The following is an 18,718-nucleotide window of genomic DNA, read 5'->3' as shown; positions in this document are numbered from 1 at the left end:
ACTGTTCGGCCCAGAGGAGTGTTTTATGAAAAAGTTAATTGTGGCGCCATTGTTCCTTCTGCTGACCTCTTTGCCATTAGTGGCTGTGGCGGGATCTGAATCCGGGCTTTACATTGGTGGTAGTGTCGGCCAAACCTCGGTTGAGTCTGATTTTGGAGACGACACATCGTTCAAATTGGATGATGAGGACAATGGCCACAAGGTTTTCTTTGGATACAACTTCGGGTTAGTACCATTTTTGGATTTGGCGATTGAAGCCGATTATCGCGAGTACGGAAAATTTGGCAATGAGAACCTGAATACTGAAATTGTGTCATCAGAATTATTTGGTGTTCTTGGGTTTAATGTTGGCCCGCTGGGGTTATTCGGTAAATTGGGTTATTCCGATACGGATATGGATTCAATTATCGATGATATTGATTTTAATGATTCAGAATCGGCAACTGCCTATGGCGCGGGCGCAAAACTGAGCTTTGGATCTTTTGGTATCAGAGCCGAATATGAAGTGCTTGATCTCGATGCTGTTGATGACCTTAATATGATTTCTGTTGGTGCGACTTATACGTTTTAATCGCATTTCACACACTGTTGCGCGATTAATAGTGGCTGTTTATATTTGTGCAGCAACTAGTAATCGTGCAATACAATTCCCGTTTTTGTTTCGTGCATATTTATACGACAACCGCGTTGCCATGCAGATCCCCAGCCGATAATTTCCTGTAAAAATCCTCGACAGATGTTTTTATTCTCCCTTGGCCATACAATGCCGTGGTGTTTTTATGCACACGCTCTTGGTGAAGTAACTGCAGTACCAATGCCTTAATCAAACCTTGTTTTAATAATTACCCAAAGGATTAATCATGAGTTTCAAGAATCGATCTTCACTCTTTACCAACATATTAGGCGGTTTACTTTTTAGTGGTGTTGCGTTGCAAGCAAATGCAATTCCGTTTGAGGTAGATATTACCGTCGATAATTCCTACGCGCTTTACTACGGCACAGAGACACAAGCAACTAACTTTGTAGGCAGCGATAGCGACTGGACCACCACCGAGAGCTACGCTTTCGATCTGCCGACTAACAATTTTATTTATGTTGTTACTCAATCGGATATTGCTGTTGCCCAAGGTTTCCTGGCGCAATTTACTAACTTATTGAACAACGACCGTTTTTACAGTAACGACCCACAATGGCAAGTGACTGCCACTGGCCGTTATGGTTTTGCCCCTTACTCTGGAACAACCAGTGATTTTGCTGAGCTGACCAGTCAATTGTTGTTGGCAAATGCGGGCAATAACCCTTCCGGTGGCTGGGTTGCAACTACTGCAGGTGACGGTAATGGTGCAAGCCCATGGGGTTTACGCCCGGAGATTGATGCAGCTGCACGTTGGTCATGGTATAGCAGTAATGGTGATACCAATCCAACGTCCCCTGGTTTTAATCACGACGAATACCTGATCTTCCGTATCGCCGTGGATGCGCAAGAAGTACCAGAGCCAGGCAGTTTGCTGCTGATGGGCTTGGGTTTATTAGGTTTATGCGCAGCGAGAAAACGCCGCGCGTAAAGGTGTTATTCGATTGCGCCGCCCGGCGCAATCGAATGCGATGTAATGCTACTTTTTGTTTAATACCGCCAACAACAATACCCAAAAACATAACACAAGATTAAACAGGGGTATCTGCAACTCCGCTGGCATGGCGTAGACGACACACACCGCCGGAATCCATACCAGCCAATTCGATAAAATTACCGTGGGAATTTTTACGCAGAAAAATTCTTTGGTCAGCGCTTGTTTTGTTTCAGTAAAATTCCAATTGGATTCCATCCACAAATACACGATTGTGATGCCCGGTGCGGCCCAGAGTGCGCTGTAGAGGAATTGGTCTATCGCCATTTTGGTTGCGATGGTTTTTATATCGTTGCCGTTGCCGAACCAGTCGGCCTGCAGACGATAGAAAAAATCCACCTCCATACCTTTTAACCCCCAAAAGACAATATAAAAAAACAGTAGGCCTACAACGTTGCGATTGGGGGCGAGGCTTTTTGTTAGCAGTAAATATAAAAAGGGAATGAGTCCGCCGAACAAAGCCGTGGCGATAAAAGAATAACCAAAGCCGTAGGTTTGTTTTAATTCACCAAATAAAGTGAATAGCGGTCTGGAGGCGGGAACAAAAAAGTAAATAACTAAAATGCTGGCGGCAAATAACTGCAATACTAAGCCGGGTAAGAGATTTTTTTTGAGCGCGGCGAAGATGGATTGTTTAATGCTCATTAATGTTGTCCGATAATAGGCAGGTAAACCAGCACGGATGCCGAAGATAGGCAAAAAAAATCCCCGTTGTTTTCACTTCGGGGATTTCTCATCACATAGCGAAAACTAATCGTTACGCTTTTTTGCCGCGCTTACGCTCGTTTTCAGTAAGCAGTTTTTTGCGCACGCGGATGCTAAGTGGTGTTACTTCTACCAACTCATCATCTTCAATAAATTCCAGCGCTTGTTCCAGTGTGTGACGGATTGGCGGTGACAGGGTCAGCGCGTCATCAGTACCGGAAGCACGAACGTTGGTCAATTGTTTAGCTTTGGTTGGGTTTACAACCAGATCATTGTTGCGCGAGTGAATCCCCACTACTTGACCTTCATAAACTTCAACACCAGCGCCGTAGAACAAACGGCCACGCTCTTGCAGCGGGTGCAGGCCATAGGCGAGAGTTTTGCCCTTCACCATAGAGATCAATACGCCGTTTTGACGCTTGGCCACTTCGCCTTCTTTTACCGGGCCGTAGTGATCAAAAATACTGGTCATGATGCCTGAACCGGAAGTCATGGTCAGGAATTGGCCACGGAAACCGATCAAACCGCGCGATGGGCAGAGAAATTCCAACTTGATACGGCCTTTGCCATCCGGCTCCATGTTGTTCAACTCGCCTTTGCGCAGGCCGAGCTCTTCCATCACTTTACCTTGGTCTTTTTCTTCAACGTCGATAACCACTTGCTCGAACGGCTCGTGGATTACGCCATCAACGATTTTTTGTACTACTTCAGGACGTGAAACGCCCAGTTCGTAACCTTCGCGACGCATATTTTCGATGAGTACTGACAGATGCAATTCACCGCGACCAGACACGATAAATTTATCCGGCGTTTCACCTTGCTGAACGCGCAGTGCCACGTTGGCAATCAATTCCTGATCCAGGCGGTCTTTGATGTTACGGCTGGTCACGTACTTGCCTTCTTTACCGGCAAATGGAGAATCGTTTACCTGGAAGGTCATGCTTACGGTTGGCTCGTCGATCGACAGGGCTGGCAAGGCTTCGATGCAATCCGGGCTACAAAGGGTATCGGAGATGCCGAGTTTATCCACACCGGTAATACAGACGATATCGCCCGCATAGGCTTTGTCAGTCTCGATACGTTGCAAGCCGTGATAGCCCATGACTTGCAATACTTTCGCTTTACGGGTGTTGCCTTGGTGATCAACCACCACGATTTGCTGGTTGGGCGACAGGCTGCCGCGGGTGATACGGCCGATCCCGATAACACCTACATAGCTACTGTAATCCAACGCCGAGATTTGCATCTGGAATGGGCCATCCAGGTCAACCTGTGGCGCCTTCACTCGATCGACAATCATTTGGAACAATGGGGTCATATCGTCAGCGATGTCATCGGGTGACAGGCCGGCAACACCATTCAGCGCAGAGGCATAAATGATGGGGAAGTCGAGCTGCTCTTCAGTCGCACCCAAACGGTCGAACAAATCAAATACCTGGTCAACAACCCACTCAGGACGTGCGCCCGGGCGGTCAATCTTGTTGATAACCACAATCGGGTTCAACCCTTGTTCAAACGCTTTTGATGTCACGAAACGGGTTTGTGGCATTGGGCCACCAACCGCATCAACGATCAGCAATACCGAATCAACCATCGACAATACACGCTCTACTTCACCGCCGAAGTCGGCGTGGCCGGGGGTATCCACGATATTGATTCGATAATCGTTCCACTTGATCGCAGTGTTCTTGGCCAGGATGGTAATGCCGCGCTCGCGCTCCTGGTCATTGCTATCCATGATTAATTCCGCGCTCTCATCGCGACGGTCGAGGGTGCCGGATTGACGCAACAACTGGTCAACCATGGAGGTTTTACCGTGGTCAACGTGGGCGATGATGGCGATATTGCGCAGTTTTTCGATAGCTGATTGATCTGTCACTGTGGGATTTCTCTTGGGTATGCGCCTGTCTGAGGCAAAAGGGGAAGCGTAAAAAGGCGCGCATTATACCTATGAAGGTGTTGCACGGATATGACTACGAGGGATTAATTGGTGATTTTTTGGGCTACCGGGGTGCGGTTTGAGGTGTCGAGCGGGGGATTTTAGCCAATCAACCAGCGGCTACGGCTGCCGGCGAAGTGTTTGATTGCCACTGCAACCCCTGCCGATCCATAAAACTGCACCAAAAACACCACGCTGAACACCAGCAAGCTGGTCGCCAAACTGGCGACCGGAAAAAACGGTTTTATTGCCTCCAGTGCCACCAGATTTTCCAGCGCAATCGTCAGCAGCGGGTGGATAAAAAAAATCGGGAAGCTCAATTCCGCCAGCCAGCATAGATGTTGCTGTAGCCAGGGGCGGATATGGCGGCACAATGCGAGCATGGCGATGCAGCCGAACAGGACTTGGATAAATTGCAAATCACAGCCTTCATAGGTAAATGCAGCTTTGTGATAGTTACCAACGTGAACCAGAACGTAGGTTTGCACCAGCGCAGTGGTGGCGATAACAAATACACTCACACTGAGCAATGGCCAATGCCAGCGGCGCAACTGCTCGTCATACTGCGAAAATAAAATCCCGAGTAAATAATAAGGTGTGAAATAAATAAGCGATTGTAAAAAGTTGGAATTGGATTGTGGACGATGAATCAATAACGCAATTAAAGAAAAAGTGACAAGCAACAAAATTTGCGCCGATAAACCTGCGCGAATATAAGCAAGGTGCAATGGCGAACACAAAAACGTGATAAAAATAAACGGAATATACCAGTGCGGATAAAGCACATAGCCATTGCGCAGTGTGTACCACACATTAAGTAAATTTTGTTGCCAGCTGAGACCGTCTTGCCACCAACCGAGCATGCGAATCGATAAGGCGAATAGGGAAGTGACTAGAAACGGGATCAGCAGGGACTTGGCTTTTTTGGTGATAAATTGCGTGTAATCAAAACGCGGATAAAAAACACGATGAAAGAAAAATCCGGAAATAAACACAAACAAGCCAGTGCCGCCGCGCAATAAATTTTCCAGTAGCGCCGGGAATACCGGTTGAGCAAGAAAAATCGAATGCCCCAACACAATCATGGCAATTGCCATGCCGCGCAGGTAATCAAATTCAGCGAGTCGCTCCCTCTGTAGGGTGGCCGTTGGTAGACTCATGAAATAGCGCAGGCACTCTTGGGTTCTGGACGATATACGCCGACATTCAACTTTCCCGCATCCTTCAAATTTGCCGCATGCAATTGGCTCATCACGCCTTTTTGGCAGTAGAGATAATATTGGCGGCTCATATCGAGATTGGCAAAGTTGTGGTTGAGCGAATAAAACGGAATTGTACGCACTTCCACGCCAACCACTTTCAGTGGGCTGGCTTCTTGCTCGTCCGGATGGCGAATATCGATAATCACATCGGGCGCGTTGACTTCGCCCACTACCGGCACCGATAAATCTGCATCCAACTCATCGACAATTTCATCAATATTTTGTGCGCGGCGCTCGGCAATTGCGCGCTCCAGAATGGTCATGTCGAACTTACTTTCTTCATATTCGAGCTTGGGCAACTTGGCACGAGTGGTCGGGTTCACAGAGATTACGCCGCAATATTCCGGCATGCTCGCAGCAAAACTTTCGGTGCCGATTTTGCGTGAGAGATCAATGATGTCGCCCTTGTCCATAGTGGCGAGTGGACGCAGCACTAACATATCGATTGCGCGATCAATTGCATTTAAATTGACGAGAGTCTGGCTCGATACCTGCGCTACACTTTCGCCGGTGACCAGTGCGGGAATTTCCAGCGACTCGGCCACTTTTTCTGCCGCGCGCAGCATCATGCGCTTGAGTGTGACACCCATGTAAGGGTTGTCTACTTTCTCCAGAATTTCTTTCACCACTTCTTCAAACGGCACCGTGACAAATTTAACGCGATGCGATGCGCCGTATTTATTCCATAGATAATAGGCCACTTCTTTTACGCCAATTTCATGGGCGCGTCCACCGAGATTAAAAAAACAGTAGTGCGCGCGCAGGCCCCGTTTGATGCACAGATAAGTCGAAACCGTTGAATCAAATCCACCGGAAATCAATGACAGTACCGGGTCTTGCGCACCGAGCGGATAACCGCACATGCCTTGGGTTTTGCTGGTAAGCACCCAGAGGCGCTCACCTTTAATTTCAAGGTGCACGGTGACATCGGGTTTATGCAGGCTTACACCCTTGGCCTCTGAATGCTGTAGCAATCCACCGCCGACATATTGCTCAACATCGACCGAACTATAGGGATGCTTACCTACTCGCTTGACACGCACACAAAAGGTTTTGCCTGCAAGCGCGTCGCGCCAGTGGGTCAGGGTGTGCTGAAAGATGGAGTCCAGGTCACCGAGTGGATAGTCGTGTAAGACGGCGAAGTTAGCTATGCCTGGGGTATGCGCCAGCACCTCGGCGATCTGCGCGGCGATTTCAGCATCGGCATTTGGGCAACGGATTTCAATTTTTTCCCAATCGCGCTGCACATCGATATCTACCCCTAAACTCCCCAGCAACAGGCGTAGGTTATCGCGCAATTGCTTGATAAAGCGCTTCCGGACCGGGGTGCTTTTAATGATGATTTCGGAAAAGACTTTAACAACAACATGCATGGGAAGTGCGCCTGACAAGATGCAGCGGATGCTGGCTGGATAAAAAGGCGGCGATTATAAAGCAAGCCCGCAATGAAAACTGCGTGGAATTAAGTGTCAGTATAGGTTATCGCCACACCAAGGCGAGAGGATCGGCTATTGCTCTATTGCTACATGCAAAACCCCCGGCTCACGAGCCAGGGGTTTTGTTTGGGGCGGGGGATCTGCATTATTTGGAGCGGAAGATCAGCTCTTTGATTTTTTGCAGCTTGGGTGATACCACCGGCACCGTGAGCATGGTACTGGCGACCGCCATAATCAGCAGCGCGGTGAAGGTCTCGCTGGTGATGATTTGTTTATCGAGCAGCACGTTGGCGAAGATGATCATAATCAGCGCCTTGGTCTGTAACAGCCAGCCGATGACGGATGCCTCGCCCTTTTGCCATTTCAGGATTTTGCCGGCGGCGTGAACGCCCACAAGCTTGCCTGAGACCGACGCGACCAGGAGGATTGCTGCGGCGATAAATACCGTTGAGCCGCCCACATCCCAGTTGGTACGCAGGCCGGTACTGAGGAAAAATACCGGCATAACGGTCAGCAGAATGAAGTAGCGCAGCTTGTCCATATCTTCCTGGTTAAACCAGTCGGCATCCATCACTGCACCGGCCAGGAAGGCACCCACCATAAAGTGCAGGCCAGCCCAATCTGCCGCTAAACCTATTACGGCCAACCAGATAAACCCGGCATACCAGCGGTCTTTTTCTTGAATGGCCACCATCAATTTGCGGAACAAATAGGCGGCCACGGCGAAGCCCATCAGGAACATGCCCTGGCGACCAACGCGTTCCCAATCCAGCAGAATCAGCGCTAATACGCCCCAGATAGCGATATCGTCGAGGCTGGCATAGCGCAAGATCCGCTGGCCAATTGGCTGGCGCAGGATGTCCAGCTTCTCCATCAACAAGATCAAAATCGGCAATGCCGTTACCGCACAGGCCATGCCCACACCGAGAATAAACTGCCAGGTCATGCCTTTCGGCCCCATCCAGCCGTCACTGAAGGACATCATCACCAGCGCGGCGCCGCAGCCAAACAGCAGCGGCGTACCCAGTGCCAAACCGGCGGTGATTCCGCTTTCGCGCTTGTATTCCCAAGCTTTTTTCAGGTCCAGCTCAATACCGGCGATCCACACAAAAATCATCACCGCCCACCAGGCGATACCGTTGAGTGATTTGATCACGTCCGGGTTGAATACAAAGGTGTAGTACTCGGGAAACGCCTTACCCAGCACACCCGGGCCAAGCACAATGCCCATAATGATTTGTACGACTACCAGTGGCGCCCAATAATCCGTCCGGCCGAGACGCCAAATCAAGTAAGGAATGGTGAAAATGATCACCATTGCAATCAGAAAAATTTCGGTTGTTGTCATGTGCATTTTTTAAGCCCTTACTTCTTATATGTATTTTGTGTTTTTTATCATCGCCGATTTGACGAAGGGCGCAAACTACAGTGATTTTTTGCGCCATTCGATCCGAACCTTATAGATATTCGCTATGGTAAATTTAGGCAAAATACTAACTCCCATCGCGGTCTATGGACGCCTTAAGGATTTACATGGAATCGGCCATAAAAGTGATGCAATTTGGCGCATGCTGCTGGCACACTAGCGCTCGTTTTGCTAAGAGGTAAAAGGCATAGCGGTAAACCGATATATTTTGAATTATTTTGGTGCAAATTGAAAATTATACGCACAAATTTGGTGCAATGTCTTTTTTTACGAGTTCTCCTTATCACTGGAAAGCCTTATTTTTAAACGCTTATTGCTATTTTCCTTAAATGGCATATATTTTGCCCCTTTTCTGACACCCTAGTCTTGCCCCGCTCACCGAAATGAGTCGCGAGCCCGGATGAAGTGGGGAAAATTTTCAGGTAAACCGCCCTTCTGGATTGTTTACCGGCCGCAATAACAACTTTCACAATCCGTAGCCTTCGGGCTATTACAACTTGGAGGCATTCAATGTCTAAGACTTTAGACCTGATCAAAGAACACGAAGCTCGCTGGATTGATTTGCGCTTCACCGATTTCAAAGGTAAAGAGCAGCATGTAACTTTCCCATCAAGCGTGGTTAACGACAGCTTCTTCGTTGATGGCAAAATGTTCGATGGTTCTTCTATCGCTGGCTGGAAAGGTATTAACGATTCCGACATGATCCTGATGCCGGACGATTCAACTGCCGTTTTGGATCCTTTCTACGACGAAGCGACCATCAACGTGCGTTGCAACATCGTTGAGCCTGCAACCATGCAAGGTTACGACCGCGACCCACGCTCTATCGGCCTGCGCGCTGAAGAGTACCTGAAATCAACTGGTCTGGGCGACGTTGCCCTGTTTGGTCCAGAGCCAGAATTCTTCATTTTCGATAGCGTTCATTTCCACTCAGGTATGGGCGGCGCTTTCTACAAGATCAAATCTGAAGAAGCTGCATGGCAATCAGGTGACGACGTTGAAGGCAAACACGGCCACGCTCCACGTGTAAAAGGCGGTTACTTCCCGGTTGCTCCAATCGACTCACTGCACGACATCCGTGGTGCTATGTGTAACGCGATGGAAGCTATGGGCCTGGAAATCGAAATCCATCACCATGAAGTTGCTAACGCTGGCCAATGTGAAATCGGCGTAGGCGCTAACACCCTGGTTAAGAAAGCGGACGAAGTACAGATCCTCAAGTACTGCGTACACAACGTTGCGCACCAATACGGTAAAACCGCTACCTTTATGCCGAAGCCTCTGATCGGTGATAACGGTTCAGGTATGCACGTTCACCAGTCTTTCTCCAAGAACGGCAAAAACCAATTCGCTGGCGACGCTTACGCTGGTTTGTCTGAAACTGCCCTGTACTATGTTGGCGGTATCATCAAGCACGCTAAAGCGTTGAACGCTTTCTGTAACGCGTCTACCAACTCATACAAGCGTTTGGTTCCAGGCTTTGAAGCTCCAGTAATGCTGGCTTACTCTGCACGTAACCGCTCTGCTTCTATCCGTATTCCTTACACTGTTGGTGAGAAAGCCAAGCGTATCGAAACCCGTTTCCCTGATCCAACTGCTAACCCATACCTGTGCTTCGCTTCATTGCTGATGGCGGGTATCGACGGTGTTCTGAACAAGATCCATCCGGGCGAAGCAGCGACCAAAGATCTGTACGATCTGGAGCCGGAAGAAGAAGCCGAAATCCCACAAGTGTGTTCTTCTCTGGAAGAAGCACTGGCTAACCTGGAAGCAGACCATGACTTCCTGTTGGCTGGCGGCGTGTTCTCTAAAGACTTCATCGATGCTTACATCGACCTGAAGAAACAAGAGATCCAACGCATCAACATGACTCCGCACCCAGTAGAATTCGAACTCTACTACAGCGTGTAAGTCCTGCTGGCAGGCTAAACGGGCTTAGGTCCGGTTAATCTGTGAAAAAGCCCGCACCGGAAACGGCGCGGGCTTTTTCTTTGTGGGGCGCAAGAGTACTCTAGGGAAAACCGATCGGGTAATAGGGGACAGGTAATGCGCAGTGTGTTGATGGTGATAGTGTTTTTAGCACAAGTGAGTGCAGCTGATGTGTACAAGACCGTCGATAAAGATGGCAACATCAAATACACCGACAAACCCAGCACCGAAAAAGCTGAAAAGCTGGAGTTGCGCGAGATCAATACTGTGCCAGGCGCCCAACCTCAGGGTTTACCTCAATCCGTAGCTGTCGACCCAGTGAATGCCCAGCCTGCCGCACTTAATTACCAAATAACCATTATCAGCCCGCGCAATGATGTCACGATTCCCGTTGGTCAACGCGATCTGGCTATAGCCATCAATCTCACTCCGGAACTCCAACAAGGGCACCTGCTGGTGTACTTTATGAACGGTGAATTGCTGGAAGAGACAACCATGAATAACATCATCGTCAAGGATGTTCCGCGTGGCACCCATACAGTAGTCGTGGAAGCTATAGATGAAAATGGTCGATCATTGGGCACATCTGCCCCTATCATCGTGAACATTATTCGCCCAAACATTCATAACAATGCCCTTTCAAAGCCCACACCAAAATAGACGCACCAAATTGGTGCTATCATTTTCCTGAAAATCCCCAAAATGGACGAGTGCAGCAACTAAAACTACCGAATCTGGGGTATTTCTAACTTGGTTTGGTTTTTGCAGCACTGCCTATGCCCATTGTCGAGGCGTTCAGGAGAGCAGTAGCTGGTGAGTCCGCGCGATATTTACAAACCCATATTGGATAGCTTGAGCACCGCCATTATTTTGGTGGATACCGACCTGCTGCTGTGCCATATGAACCCTGCCGCCGAAGCTCTGCTCGCCATGAGTTGCGAGAGTAATACCGGCGAGCCAATCACTTACTTTTTCTATGAGTCGGATGAGACCGACCGCCAGCTGAAACTCGCGGCGGCGCAGGCCAATCATTACACCAAGCGCCATGCCGAGTGGCGTTTGCTTAGCGGCGGCTCCATCACCGTTGATTACACCGTCACCCCTTTTGGCGACCACGACGGCCTGATTATTGAAATCCAGCCGATTGACCGCTTACTGCGAATCAGTCGCGAAGAGATGCTCACCACCTCCCACGAAACCACGCGCAATCTGGTGCGCGGTATGGCGCACGAGATTAAAAATCCCCTAGGCGGGATTCGCGGCGCCGCGCAATTACTGGCGCGTGAGCTGCCCAATTCCGGTTTGACCGAATACACCAACATCATCATTGATGAGGCGGACCGCCTGCGCAACCTGGTTGACCGCATGCTCGGCCCAAATCAGTTGCCCAAATGGCAGTCGCTCAATATTCACGAGGCGATTGAGCGGGTGGCCAATATCATCAAGGCCGAAAGTAGCGATGCGATTAAGATTGTGCGCGATTACGACCCCAGCATTCCCGCCATGCAAGGCGACAAAGAGATGCTAATCCAGGCATTGCTCAACATAGTGCGCAATGCCATGCAAGCGTTGGTAGAAGCCAATGTGCTCAATGGTGTGATCCAGCTGCGTACCCGTATTCATCGCCAATACACCATTGGCCGCAAGCATCATTCGCTGGTCTGCCGGATTGATATTATCGACAACGGTCCCGGCATCCCCACCGATATGATTGAAAACATTTTCTACCCGATGATCTCAGGCCGCGCCGAAGGTACGGGGCTTGGTTTGACCATTTCACAACACCTAATCCATCAACATCACGGCCTCATCGAGTGCCAAAGTGAGCCGGGCAAAACCCGTTTCTCACTCTACTTACCAATGGAAGCACAACATGCAGAAGTCTAATAAAGTCTGGATTATTGATGATGATCGCTCGATCCGCTGGGTGCTGGAAAAAGCCCTGCAAGGCGCGAACATTGAAACCCGCGTGTTTGACTCGGGCGATAGCGCCATGAGCCAGCTCAACCGCGATACGCCCGATGCCATCATCAGCGATATCCGTATGCCGGGTACTGACGGTCTGACCTTGCTTGGCAATCTGCACAATACCCATCCGCAGATTCCGATTATCATCATGACCGCCCATTCGGATCTTGATAGCGCGGTGGCGGCTTATCAAGGCGGTGCGTTCGAATACCTGCCCAAACCCTTCGATGTGGATGATGCTGTCGCGGTAACCCAGCGCGCACTCGCCCATGCGCAAGAGCAAAAAACTGAACACGGTGCCGAGACTGCGCTGGAGACCAATACCGAAATCATCGGCGAAGCGCCGGCGATGCAGGAAGTATTTCGCGCGATTGGCCGTTTGTCGCAATCCAACATCACCGTGCTGATTAACGGTCAGTCGGGTACCGGTAAAGAGCTGGTGGCGCGTGCCCTGCATCGTCACAGCCCGCGCCGCAACGAGCCGTTTATCGCGCTCAATATGGCGGCGATTCCCAAAGATTTAATGGAGTCCGAACTTTTCGGCCACGAAAAAGGTGCGTTTACCGGTGCGGCCGCACAGCGTCAGGGACGTTTCGAGCAGGCCAACGGTGGATCACTGTTCCTCGACGAAATCGGTGATATGCCTGCTGAAACGCAAACCCGTCTTTTGCGCGTGTTGGCCGATGGCGAGTTCTATCGCGTTGGTGGCCACACACCGGTGAAAGTCGATGTACGCATCATCGCTGCAACTCACCAAAATCTCGAAACTCTGGTAGCTGATAACCGTTTCCGCGAAGACTTGTTCCATCGCCTGAATGTTATCCGTATCCATATCCCCAAGCTGGCCAACCGCCGTGAAGACATCCCCAAGCTGGCGCGCTTCTTCTTGCACAAAGCGGCGACCGAGTTGAATGTTGATCCGAAAGTCCTGCTGCCGGAAACCGAGGAATATTTTTGTACCCTGCAGTGGCCGGGCAATGTGCGTCAGTTGGAGAACACCTGTCGCTGGATCACGGTGATGGCATCCGGGCGCGAAGTACATATTGAAGACCTGCCCCCGGAGCTGCTCGAAAACAAAGAGACCAGCACCCCGGCGGACGATTGGGAAAAAGCCCTACGCCATTGGGCTGACCAGGCGTTAACTCGCGGCCAACACCAGTTGTTGAGCGAGGCAGTGCCCACCTTCGAGCGCGCATTGATAGAAACTGCCTTGAAATACACCGCTGGCCGCAAACGCGATGCTGCGAACTTGCTGGGTTGGGGGCGCAACACGCTCACCCGCAAGCTCAAGGAGTTGGGTATGGCTGGTGGCAATGATCCCGATGGCGACAGCGATGATTAATCGCTGAAACGCTCGGCTTGGGGTGAGCCAGTTCCGGTTTATACCGGCGGCTCATCCCCCGTATTTCTTACTATATTCTCCCTGGCATTAAAAACATCTTTTTAGATCTTCTTTTCTTCTTCGCGCAGCTTTCCAAAGCTGTGTCTATACTCTGCTAACTGGTATACAACAGCCGTTGGTATCACCGGCTCATTACTACAGCTCACTTAATAATCGTCTGTATACCGCCATAAAAGGCAATCGCCCAAGTATCTGGTTACATCAATCCTCAAGATTGGTGCCGATTTGCCGCCAATAACACTGGGAACTCCAAATAAGTCTAATAGCCGAATATTTTCGGGGGAAACATGGTACAGAAATCCTTACTCACCAAATTGATGATGGTGTTGACTATTGCCATGGTGGCGATTGCGGTAATCGTGGCATTCACCAATTACAAGATCGCATCGAGTGCACAAGAAAAAAAGCTGGAGGCAGAGACCTCAGCCATGATCGCCCTGACTAACAGTTCAATTTTGGAAGCGGTTTTCGCCTACGATTTCCAACAGATTGAAGCTATAGCCAAGTCGCTGGTAAATACGTCGCTGGTTACCTCGGTGAATGTGGTTGACCATCGCGGTCAGTCGCTTGCCAAGGCAGCGGATGATGATCGCAGCGAAAATCAGATCTCCCGCACTGCGATCCCGATCGTCTATAACGGCAGCACCATCGGCAGCTATGACATCAGTTTTTCCACTCAGGAATTAAGTGACACTCTGGCTGACCAAATCGAAACCAGTGTGCTAACCGTGTTGGCATTGCTCGCTGCCAGCTTAATCACAGTATATTTGTTGATACGCAGCCTGGTCTTGGGGCCGGTTGATGAAGTGACCCGCTCGCTTGCTACCATTGCAGGTGGGGGTGGTGATTTAACCCGTCGTCTGCCCACGGATAGTCAAAATGAAATCGCGGCGCTCGCACACAATTTTAATCTGGTGATGGAGCATATTGCCGATATTATTCGCAATGTAATTCAGGTTAACGACAAGGTTCGCACCAACGTCAACAAGATGAGCAGCGCCACCGAAAGCACGGTGAATTCCACCTCACAACAATTGCGTGAAATTGAATTGGTTGCCACTGCAGTGGAAGAATTGTCTGCATCGGCCAATGAAATTGCGCGCCATGCGGGTGATACCGCCGAGCGCACCAGTGCAACCAGTATCCTGGCGGAAGAAGGTAATGCCATCGTTAACCTTTCACTGGAAAATGTGAATCGACTCACCGGGCAGATTGAATCCACAGCGCAAAAAATCCAGGTGCTGAAAAATAACTCGGTCAATATCGGCTCGGTAATGGAAGTGATCCGCACCATCGCTGAACAAACGAATTTGCTCGCCCTTAACGCCGCGATTGAAGCGGCGCGCGCAGGTGAACAAGGGCGTGGATTTGCTGTGGTTGCTGACGAAGTGCGCTCACTCGCACAAAAAACCCGTTCATCTACCGAAGAAATTGAATCGATTATTGTGCAGCTGCAACGCGCTGCCGATGAAGCACATCAGGCAATGAATACCAGTACAGCCTCAGCGCGTGAAACTATCGATACCGCATCTAAAGTGGGTGGTGCACTCGATAAAATCCGCGCAAATATCGGCATCATTAACGATATGAACCATCAAATCGCTACCGCATCACATCAGCAAAGTTCGGTTGCCAATGAAGTGAGTAAAAACATTACCGCCATTCACGGTCTGTCGGAAAACGTGGTGGAAAATGCGCAAGTGGTCAACCACAGCGGTAGTCAATTAATTAACGAAACCAGCGAGCTGAAAAAGCAGATAGACAGCTTTAAAGTTTAACTCGATTCCTTGTGGTACAAACGGCGCCCTGTGCGCCGTTTTTTTATGCTCCGAATTTTCCATCCTACACAGCAACATCAAAACTGCTGACGCTTATCACTTCCGCCGCAGGCTCGCGGCATCTATGCTCTGATTACAACAAAACTCCACATCACAATAACTCACTACTACAGAGAGATCTCCATGCGCACAACTATCACGCTGTTAATCACCCTGACCCTGAGCTGCTGCACGCTGTTCGCACAAGCCGATGGCGCGGCGCCCGAGGTCAAAGTCCATAAGGCAATCCAATTCGCCAACCCCGATAACTTCCCTCTCACACTCGATATTTATGTACCGCAAACCGGTAAAAAATCCTACCCGGTGCTGGTGATTTATCATGGCGGCGGTTGGCTGGTGAATAACAATTCGATCATGAATGACATGGCCACCAAGGTCGCGCGCGAGGGCGAATTTGTGGTCGCCAATATGAACTATCGTTTGCTCGGCGACCAAAACAACAGTGTGACCATGAACCAGATTATTGAAGATGTGTTCGGTGGTCTGCTCTGGGTGAAAGAGAATATTGCGCAATACAGCGGTGACCCAACCCGTGTGGCAATTACCGGCGATAGCGCGGGCGGCCATCTCACTACGATGATTCTTACGCGCGGCCGACAACTGGAAAGCGATGGTTTTGCCGGTGACAGTTTGGGTTTTAAACCCAGCTATCTGCCCGCGGGCAAAACCGCAGAACAAATCGCACAAGAAGATGGATTAAAAGTACAGGCAGCTGTGGTGAGCTACGGCGCCTTTGATCTGTATGAAGCTGCCAAAGGCGGGTTTGAATCGCCCAATAACGTCTTTTGGAAATTCGGCAATGCCGAGGCGCGCGGTCTGTTTAGCAATACGTTTAATGTGAATGACAACCCTGAGCGCTACAAAGCGGTATCGCCAATTTATTTCGTCCCCAAGGCGAGCGAATACCAACTGCCACCGCAATTTGTGCACGTGGGCAGCCTGGATGCCACCACCCCGCCCCAAGCGGCGCAGCACTATGTGGATCTACTCAAAGCGGGCAAGCAACCGGTGGAATACAAGGTCTACCCCAACAAAACCCACGCCTATCTGGACAATGGCTGCAACTGGGCGGGCAGCTGTTTCAATAAAGACGCACTCTGGCCCATGGATGACATCATCAGCTTCCTTAATAAAACCCTGAAAAACTAGGCCAACCCGCCTGCAGGGATCTTCCAGTGCGGCTGAGCTTTTTCAGGCTGCACTTTTTTCTGCTAAATTCCTCCCATAAATTGATGGATATATTCATCAATTTACTGAAAAATCGCTCTTTTGATGAATGTACGCATCATTTCGATCAAAGGTTAGCAATGCCAATTAATACTGTTTTAACATACTTAAATCTGTGTTGGGATTCTGCGCAAAAGGATTGCACAATTAAATGAAAACTCCCCTCTCCATTTTAAATACTGTCTTCGGCTACCACGAATTTCGCGGCCCGCAAGCGGCAGTGATTGATGCCCTGGTTGCCGGTGACGATGTATTGGTGCTGATGCCGACCGGCGGCGGTAAATCCCTGTGTTACCAAATTCCTGCACTGGTGCGCGAGGGTGTAGGCATTGTGGTATCGCCATTGATTGCGCTTATGCAAGACCAAGTGAGTGCGCTGCGTGAATTGGGGGTGCGCGCCGGGTTTTTAAATTCGTCGCTTTCACCGCAAGAAATGTGGCAAACCGAATTAGCTTTGCAGCGTGGCGAATTGGATATGCTCTACGTTGCGCCCGAGCGATTGATCCAGCCGCGCACCCTAGAACTATTTCACCAAATAAAAATTTCCCTGTTTGCGATTGATGAAGCCCACTGCGTATCGCAATGGGGGCACGATTTCCGCTCCGATTATTTAAAGCTGGAATTGCTGCACCGCGAATTTCCACAGGTGCCGCGCATTGCCTTAACGGCAACCGCGGATGTGCGCACGCGCGATGAAATTATCGCGCGCCTGCAACTTGAAAATGCGCAGCAATTTATCAATGGTTTTGATCGCCCGAACATCCAATACCGTATCGCGCAAAAGAATAATCCCAAAATCCAGTTGATGCGTTTCTTGCGCGAGGAGCAAGCGGGCAATTCCGGCATTGTGTATTGCCTGTCGCGCAATAAAGTGGAGCAGATCTCCGAGTGGTTGAGCAGTGAAAATTTTACCGCGCTGCCCTATCACGCTGGCTTGCCTGCCAATGTGCGCCAAAAAAACCAGGAGCGGTTTTTACGCGAAGACAACATTATTATGGTGGCGACTATCGCGTTTGGGATGGGCATCGATAAACCCGATGTACGTTTTGTCGTGCACTTGGATCTGCCTAAAAGTATTGAAGCCTATTATCAGGAAACCGGTCGCGCAGGGCGCGATGGTGAACCGGCCACAACGTTACTGCTTTATGGTTTGGAAGACGTCGTAAAACTGCGGCAGATGATGGCGCAGAGCGAAGGCAGTGAAGAATTTAAACGCAATGAACAGCAGCGTTTAAATGCGATGCTCGGCTTGTGTGAAATTACCAGTTGCCGTCGCCAGAGTTTATTGCGCTATTTTGGCGATACGCTCGCGCAGCCCTGCGGTAATTGCGACTGCTGCATTTCGCCGCCGCAGACGTGGGATGCGACCGAGGCAGTGCAAATGGCACTCTCCTGTGTGTATCGTACCGGCCAGCGTTTTGGCGCTGGGCATGTAATCGATGTGTTGCGCGGCAGCAACAATGAAAAAATCCTGTCGTTTGATCATCACAAATTAACCACTTACGGCATCGGCAAAAATGTAAGTGCAGATGAGTGGAAATCGATTTTCCGCCAATTGGTTGCACGCGGCTTGCTCGATGTGAATGTCGATGGTTTTGGCGGCTTGGTATTAAATGAATCCTGCCGTACGTACTTGCGCGGTGAAGAAAAAATCAGTTTGCGTCGCGAGCTTAAGGCCGTTGCCAATACACCGCGCCGTGCAAACCTTGGCCAGAATATCGAAGCGGAAGATCAAGGCTTATGGAATGCATTGCGCTCCTGTCGCAAACGCCTCGCCGAAGAACAGGGTGTACCTCCCTACGTTATTTTTCACGATGCCACTTTGCGCGAAATGCTGGAGTTCCGCCCGCTTACCCCGGAACAATTGCGCAGTATTACCGGCGTTGGCGATAGCAAATTAAAACGTTTTGGCGATGAGTTTTTAGCAGTAATTCGCGCCGCGGAATACGAGGAATAAA

The 18,718-nt window shown here is 49.9% G+C and carries 14 protein-coding genes; 9 read left to right on the top strand and 5 right to left on the bottom strand.

Features of this window, described 5'->3' with window-relative positions; all coding sequences use genetic code 11:
- Positions 1-25: 25 nt before the first annotated feature.
- Together B4E62_RS11130 and B4E62_RS11125 are read left to right on the top strand one after the other, a co-directional pair.
- Positions 26-571, top strand: coding sequence for an outer membrane beta-barrel protein (locus B4E62_RS11130; protein WP_310074336.1), 546 nt, complete (start codon positions 26-28; stop codon positions 569-571).
- A gap of 289 nt (positions 572-860) precedes the next feature.
- Positions 861-1,565 carry a PEP-CTERM sorting domain-containing protein gene (locus tag B4E62_RS11125; protein WP_331352111.1) on the top strand — a complete coding sequence of 235 codons (705 nt, stop codon included), beginning with the start codon at positions 861-863 and terminating at the stop codon, positions 1,563-1,565.
- A gap of 48 nt (positions 1,566-1,613) precedes the next feature.
- Here B4E62_RS11125 and B4E62_RS11120 read toward each other — a convergent pair whose 3' ends face one another.
- The 5 genes from B4E62_RS11120 to B4E62_RS11100 form a co-directional block, all read right to left on the bottom strand.
- Entirely contained in the window at positions 1,614-2,273 is a 660-nt protein-coding gene (locus tag B4E62_RS11120; RefSeq protein WP_310074343.1) for a hypothetical protein, read from the bottom strand.
- Positions 2,274-2,385: 112 nt separating this feature from the next.
- Entirely contained in the window at positions 2,386-4,212 is a 1,827-nt protein-coding gene (typA, locus tag B4E62_RS11115; RefSeq protein ID WP_310074346.1) for a translational GTPase TypA, read from the bottom strand.
- Positions 4,213-4,373: 161 nt separating this feature from the next.
- The gene (locus B4E62_RS11110) at positions 4,374-5,432 is read right to left on the bottom strand and encodes an acyltransferase (RefSeq protein WP_331352110.1); all 1,059 of its coding nucleotides are present in this window, start codon (positions 5,430-5,432) and stop codon (positions 4,374-4,376) included.
- Complete coding sequence (gene thiI / locus B4E62_RS11105) at positions 5,429-6,907, bottom strand: tRNA uracil 4-sulfurtransferase ThiI (RefSeq protein WP_310074352.1); 1,479 nt, start codon at positions 6,905-6,907, stop codon at positions 5,429-5,431. The genes B4E62_RS11110 and thiI overlap by 4 nt, the downstream gene beginning before the upstream one ends.
- Before the next feature lie 208 nt (positions 6,908-7,115).
- Positions 7,116-8,324 (bottom strand): cation:proton antiporter, encoded by a 1,209-nt coding sequence (locus tag B4E62_RS11100; protein WP_331352109.1) that lies wholly within the window; start codon positions 8,322-8,324, stop codon positions 7,116-7,118.
- A gap of 582 nt (positions 8,325-8,906) precedes the next feature.
- Here B4E62_RS11100 and glnA point away from each other — a divergent pair.
- From glnA to recQ, 7 genes are all read left to right on the top strand, one after another.
- Positions 8,907-10,307 (top strand): type I glutamate--ammonia ligase, encoded by a 1,401-nt coding sequence (gene glnA / locus B4E62_RS11095; protein ID WP_310074360.1) that lies wholly within the window; start codon positions 8,907-8,909, stop codon positions 10,305-10,307.
- Between the two features lie 135 nt (positions 10,308-10,442).
- Entirely contained in the window at positions 10,443-10,985 is a 543-nt protein-coding gene (locus B4E62_RS11090) for a DUF4124 domain-containing protein (RefSeq protein WP_331352108.1), read from the top strand.
- A gap of 153 nt (positions 10,986-11,138) precedes the next feature.
- Positions 11,139-12,212, top strand: coding sequence for a nitrogen regulation protein NR(II) (gene glnL, locus B4E62_RS11085; protein WP_331352107.1), 1,074 nt, complete (start codon positions 11,139-11,141; stop codon positions 12,210-12,212).
- A complete protein-coding gene (glnG, locus tag B4E62_RS11080; RefSeq protein WP_310074367.1) occupies positions 12,199-13,635 on the top strand; it encodes a nitrogen regulation protein NR(I) in 1,437 nt (478 codons plus the stop codon). The genes glnL and glnG overlap by 14 nt, the downstream gene beginning before the upstream one ends.
- A gap of 347 nt (positions 13,636-13,982) precedes the next feature.
- Positions 13,983-15,473 (top strand): methyl-accepting chemotaxis protein, encoded by a 1,491-nt coding sequence (locus B4E62_RS11075; RefSeq protein WP_310074369.1) that lies wholly within the window; start codon positions 13,983-13,985, stop codon positions 15,471-15,473.
- Between the two features lie 183 nt (positions 15,474-15,656).
- Positions 15,657-16,682 (top strand): alpha/beta hydrolase, encoded by a 1,026-nt coding sequence (locus B4E62_RS11070; protein ID WP_331352106.1) that lies wholly within the window; start codon positions 15,657-15,659, stop codon positions 16,680-16,682.
- A gap of 229 nt (positions 16,683-16,911) precedes the next feature.
- Positions 16,912-18,717, top strand: a complete 1,806-nt coding sequence (gene recQ, locus B4E62_RS11065) for a DNA helicase RecQ (RefSeq protein ID WP_331352105.1) — start codon at positions 16,912-16,914, stop codon at positions 18,715-18,717.
- Position 18,718: the final 1 nt, after the last annotated feature.

Source organism: Cellvibrio sp. UBA7671, assembly GCA_002483145.1.
GTDB lineage: Bacteria > Pseudomonadota > Gammaproteobacteria > Pseudomonadales > Cellvibrionaceae > Cellvibrio > Cellvibrio fibrivorans.
The sequence above is the reverse complement of the archived record's forward strand: the minus strand, read 5'-3'. Positions and strand labels throughout refer to the sequence as shown.

Excerpts from the sequence above, each read along its gene's own strand:
- B4E62_RS11130 (WP_310074336.1), top strand. The coding sequence starts at position 26 with ATGAAAAAGTTAATTGTGGCGCCATTGTTCCTTCTGCTGACCTCTTTG.
- B4E62_RS11125 (WP_331352111.1), top strand. The coding sequence starts at position 861 with ATGAGTTTCAAGAATCGATCTTCACTCTTTACCAACATATTAGGCGGT.
- B4E62_RS11120 (WP_310074343.1), bottom strand. The coding sequence starts at position 2,273 with ATGAGCATTAAACAATCCATCTTCGCCGCGCTCAAAAAAAATCTCTTA.
- B4E62_RS11110 (WP_331352110.1), bottom strand. The coding sequence starts at position 5,432 with ATGAGTCTACCAACGGCCACCCTACAGAGGGAGCGACTCGCTGAATTT.
- thiI (WP_310074352.1), bottom strand. The coding sequence starts at position 6,907 with ATGCATGTTGTTGTTAAAGTCTTTTCCGAAATCATCATTAAAAGCACC.
- B4E62_RS11100 (WP_331352109.1), bottom strand. The coding sequence starts at position 8,324 with ATGCACATGACAACAACCGAAATTTTTCTGATTGCAATGGTGATCATT.
- glnA (WP_310074360.1), top strand. The coding sequence starts at position 8,907 with ATGTCTAAGACTTTAGACCTGATCAAAGAACACGAAGCTCGCTGGATT.
- B4E62_RS11090 (WP_331352108.1), top strand. The coding sequence starts at position 10,443 with ATGCGCAGTGTGTTGATGGTGATAGTGTTTTTAGCACAAGTGAGTGCA.
- glnG (WP_310074367.1), top strand. The coding sequence starts at position 12,199 with ATGCAGAAGTCTAATAAAGTCTGGATTATTGATGATGATCGCTCGATC.
- B4E62_RS11075 (WP_310074369.1), top strand. The coding sequence starts at position 13,983 with ATGGTACAGAAATCCTTACTCACCAAATTGATGATGGTGTTGACTATT.
- B4E62_RS11070 (WP_331352106.1), top strand. The coding sequence starts at position 15,657 with ATGCGCACAACTATCACGCTGTTAATCACCCTGACCCTGAGCTGCTGC.
- recQ (WP_331352105.1), top strand. The coding sequence starts at position 16,912 with ATGAAAACTCCCCTCTCCATTTTAAATACTGTCTTCGGCTACCACGAA.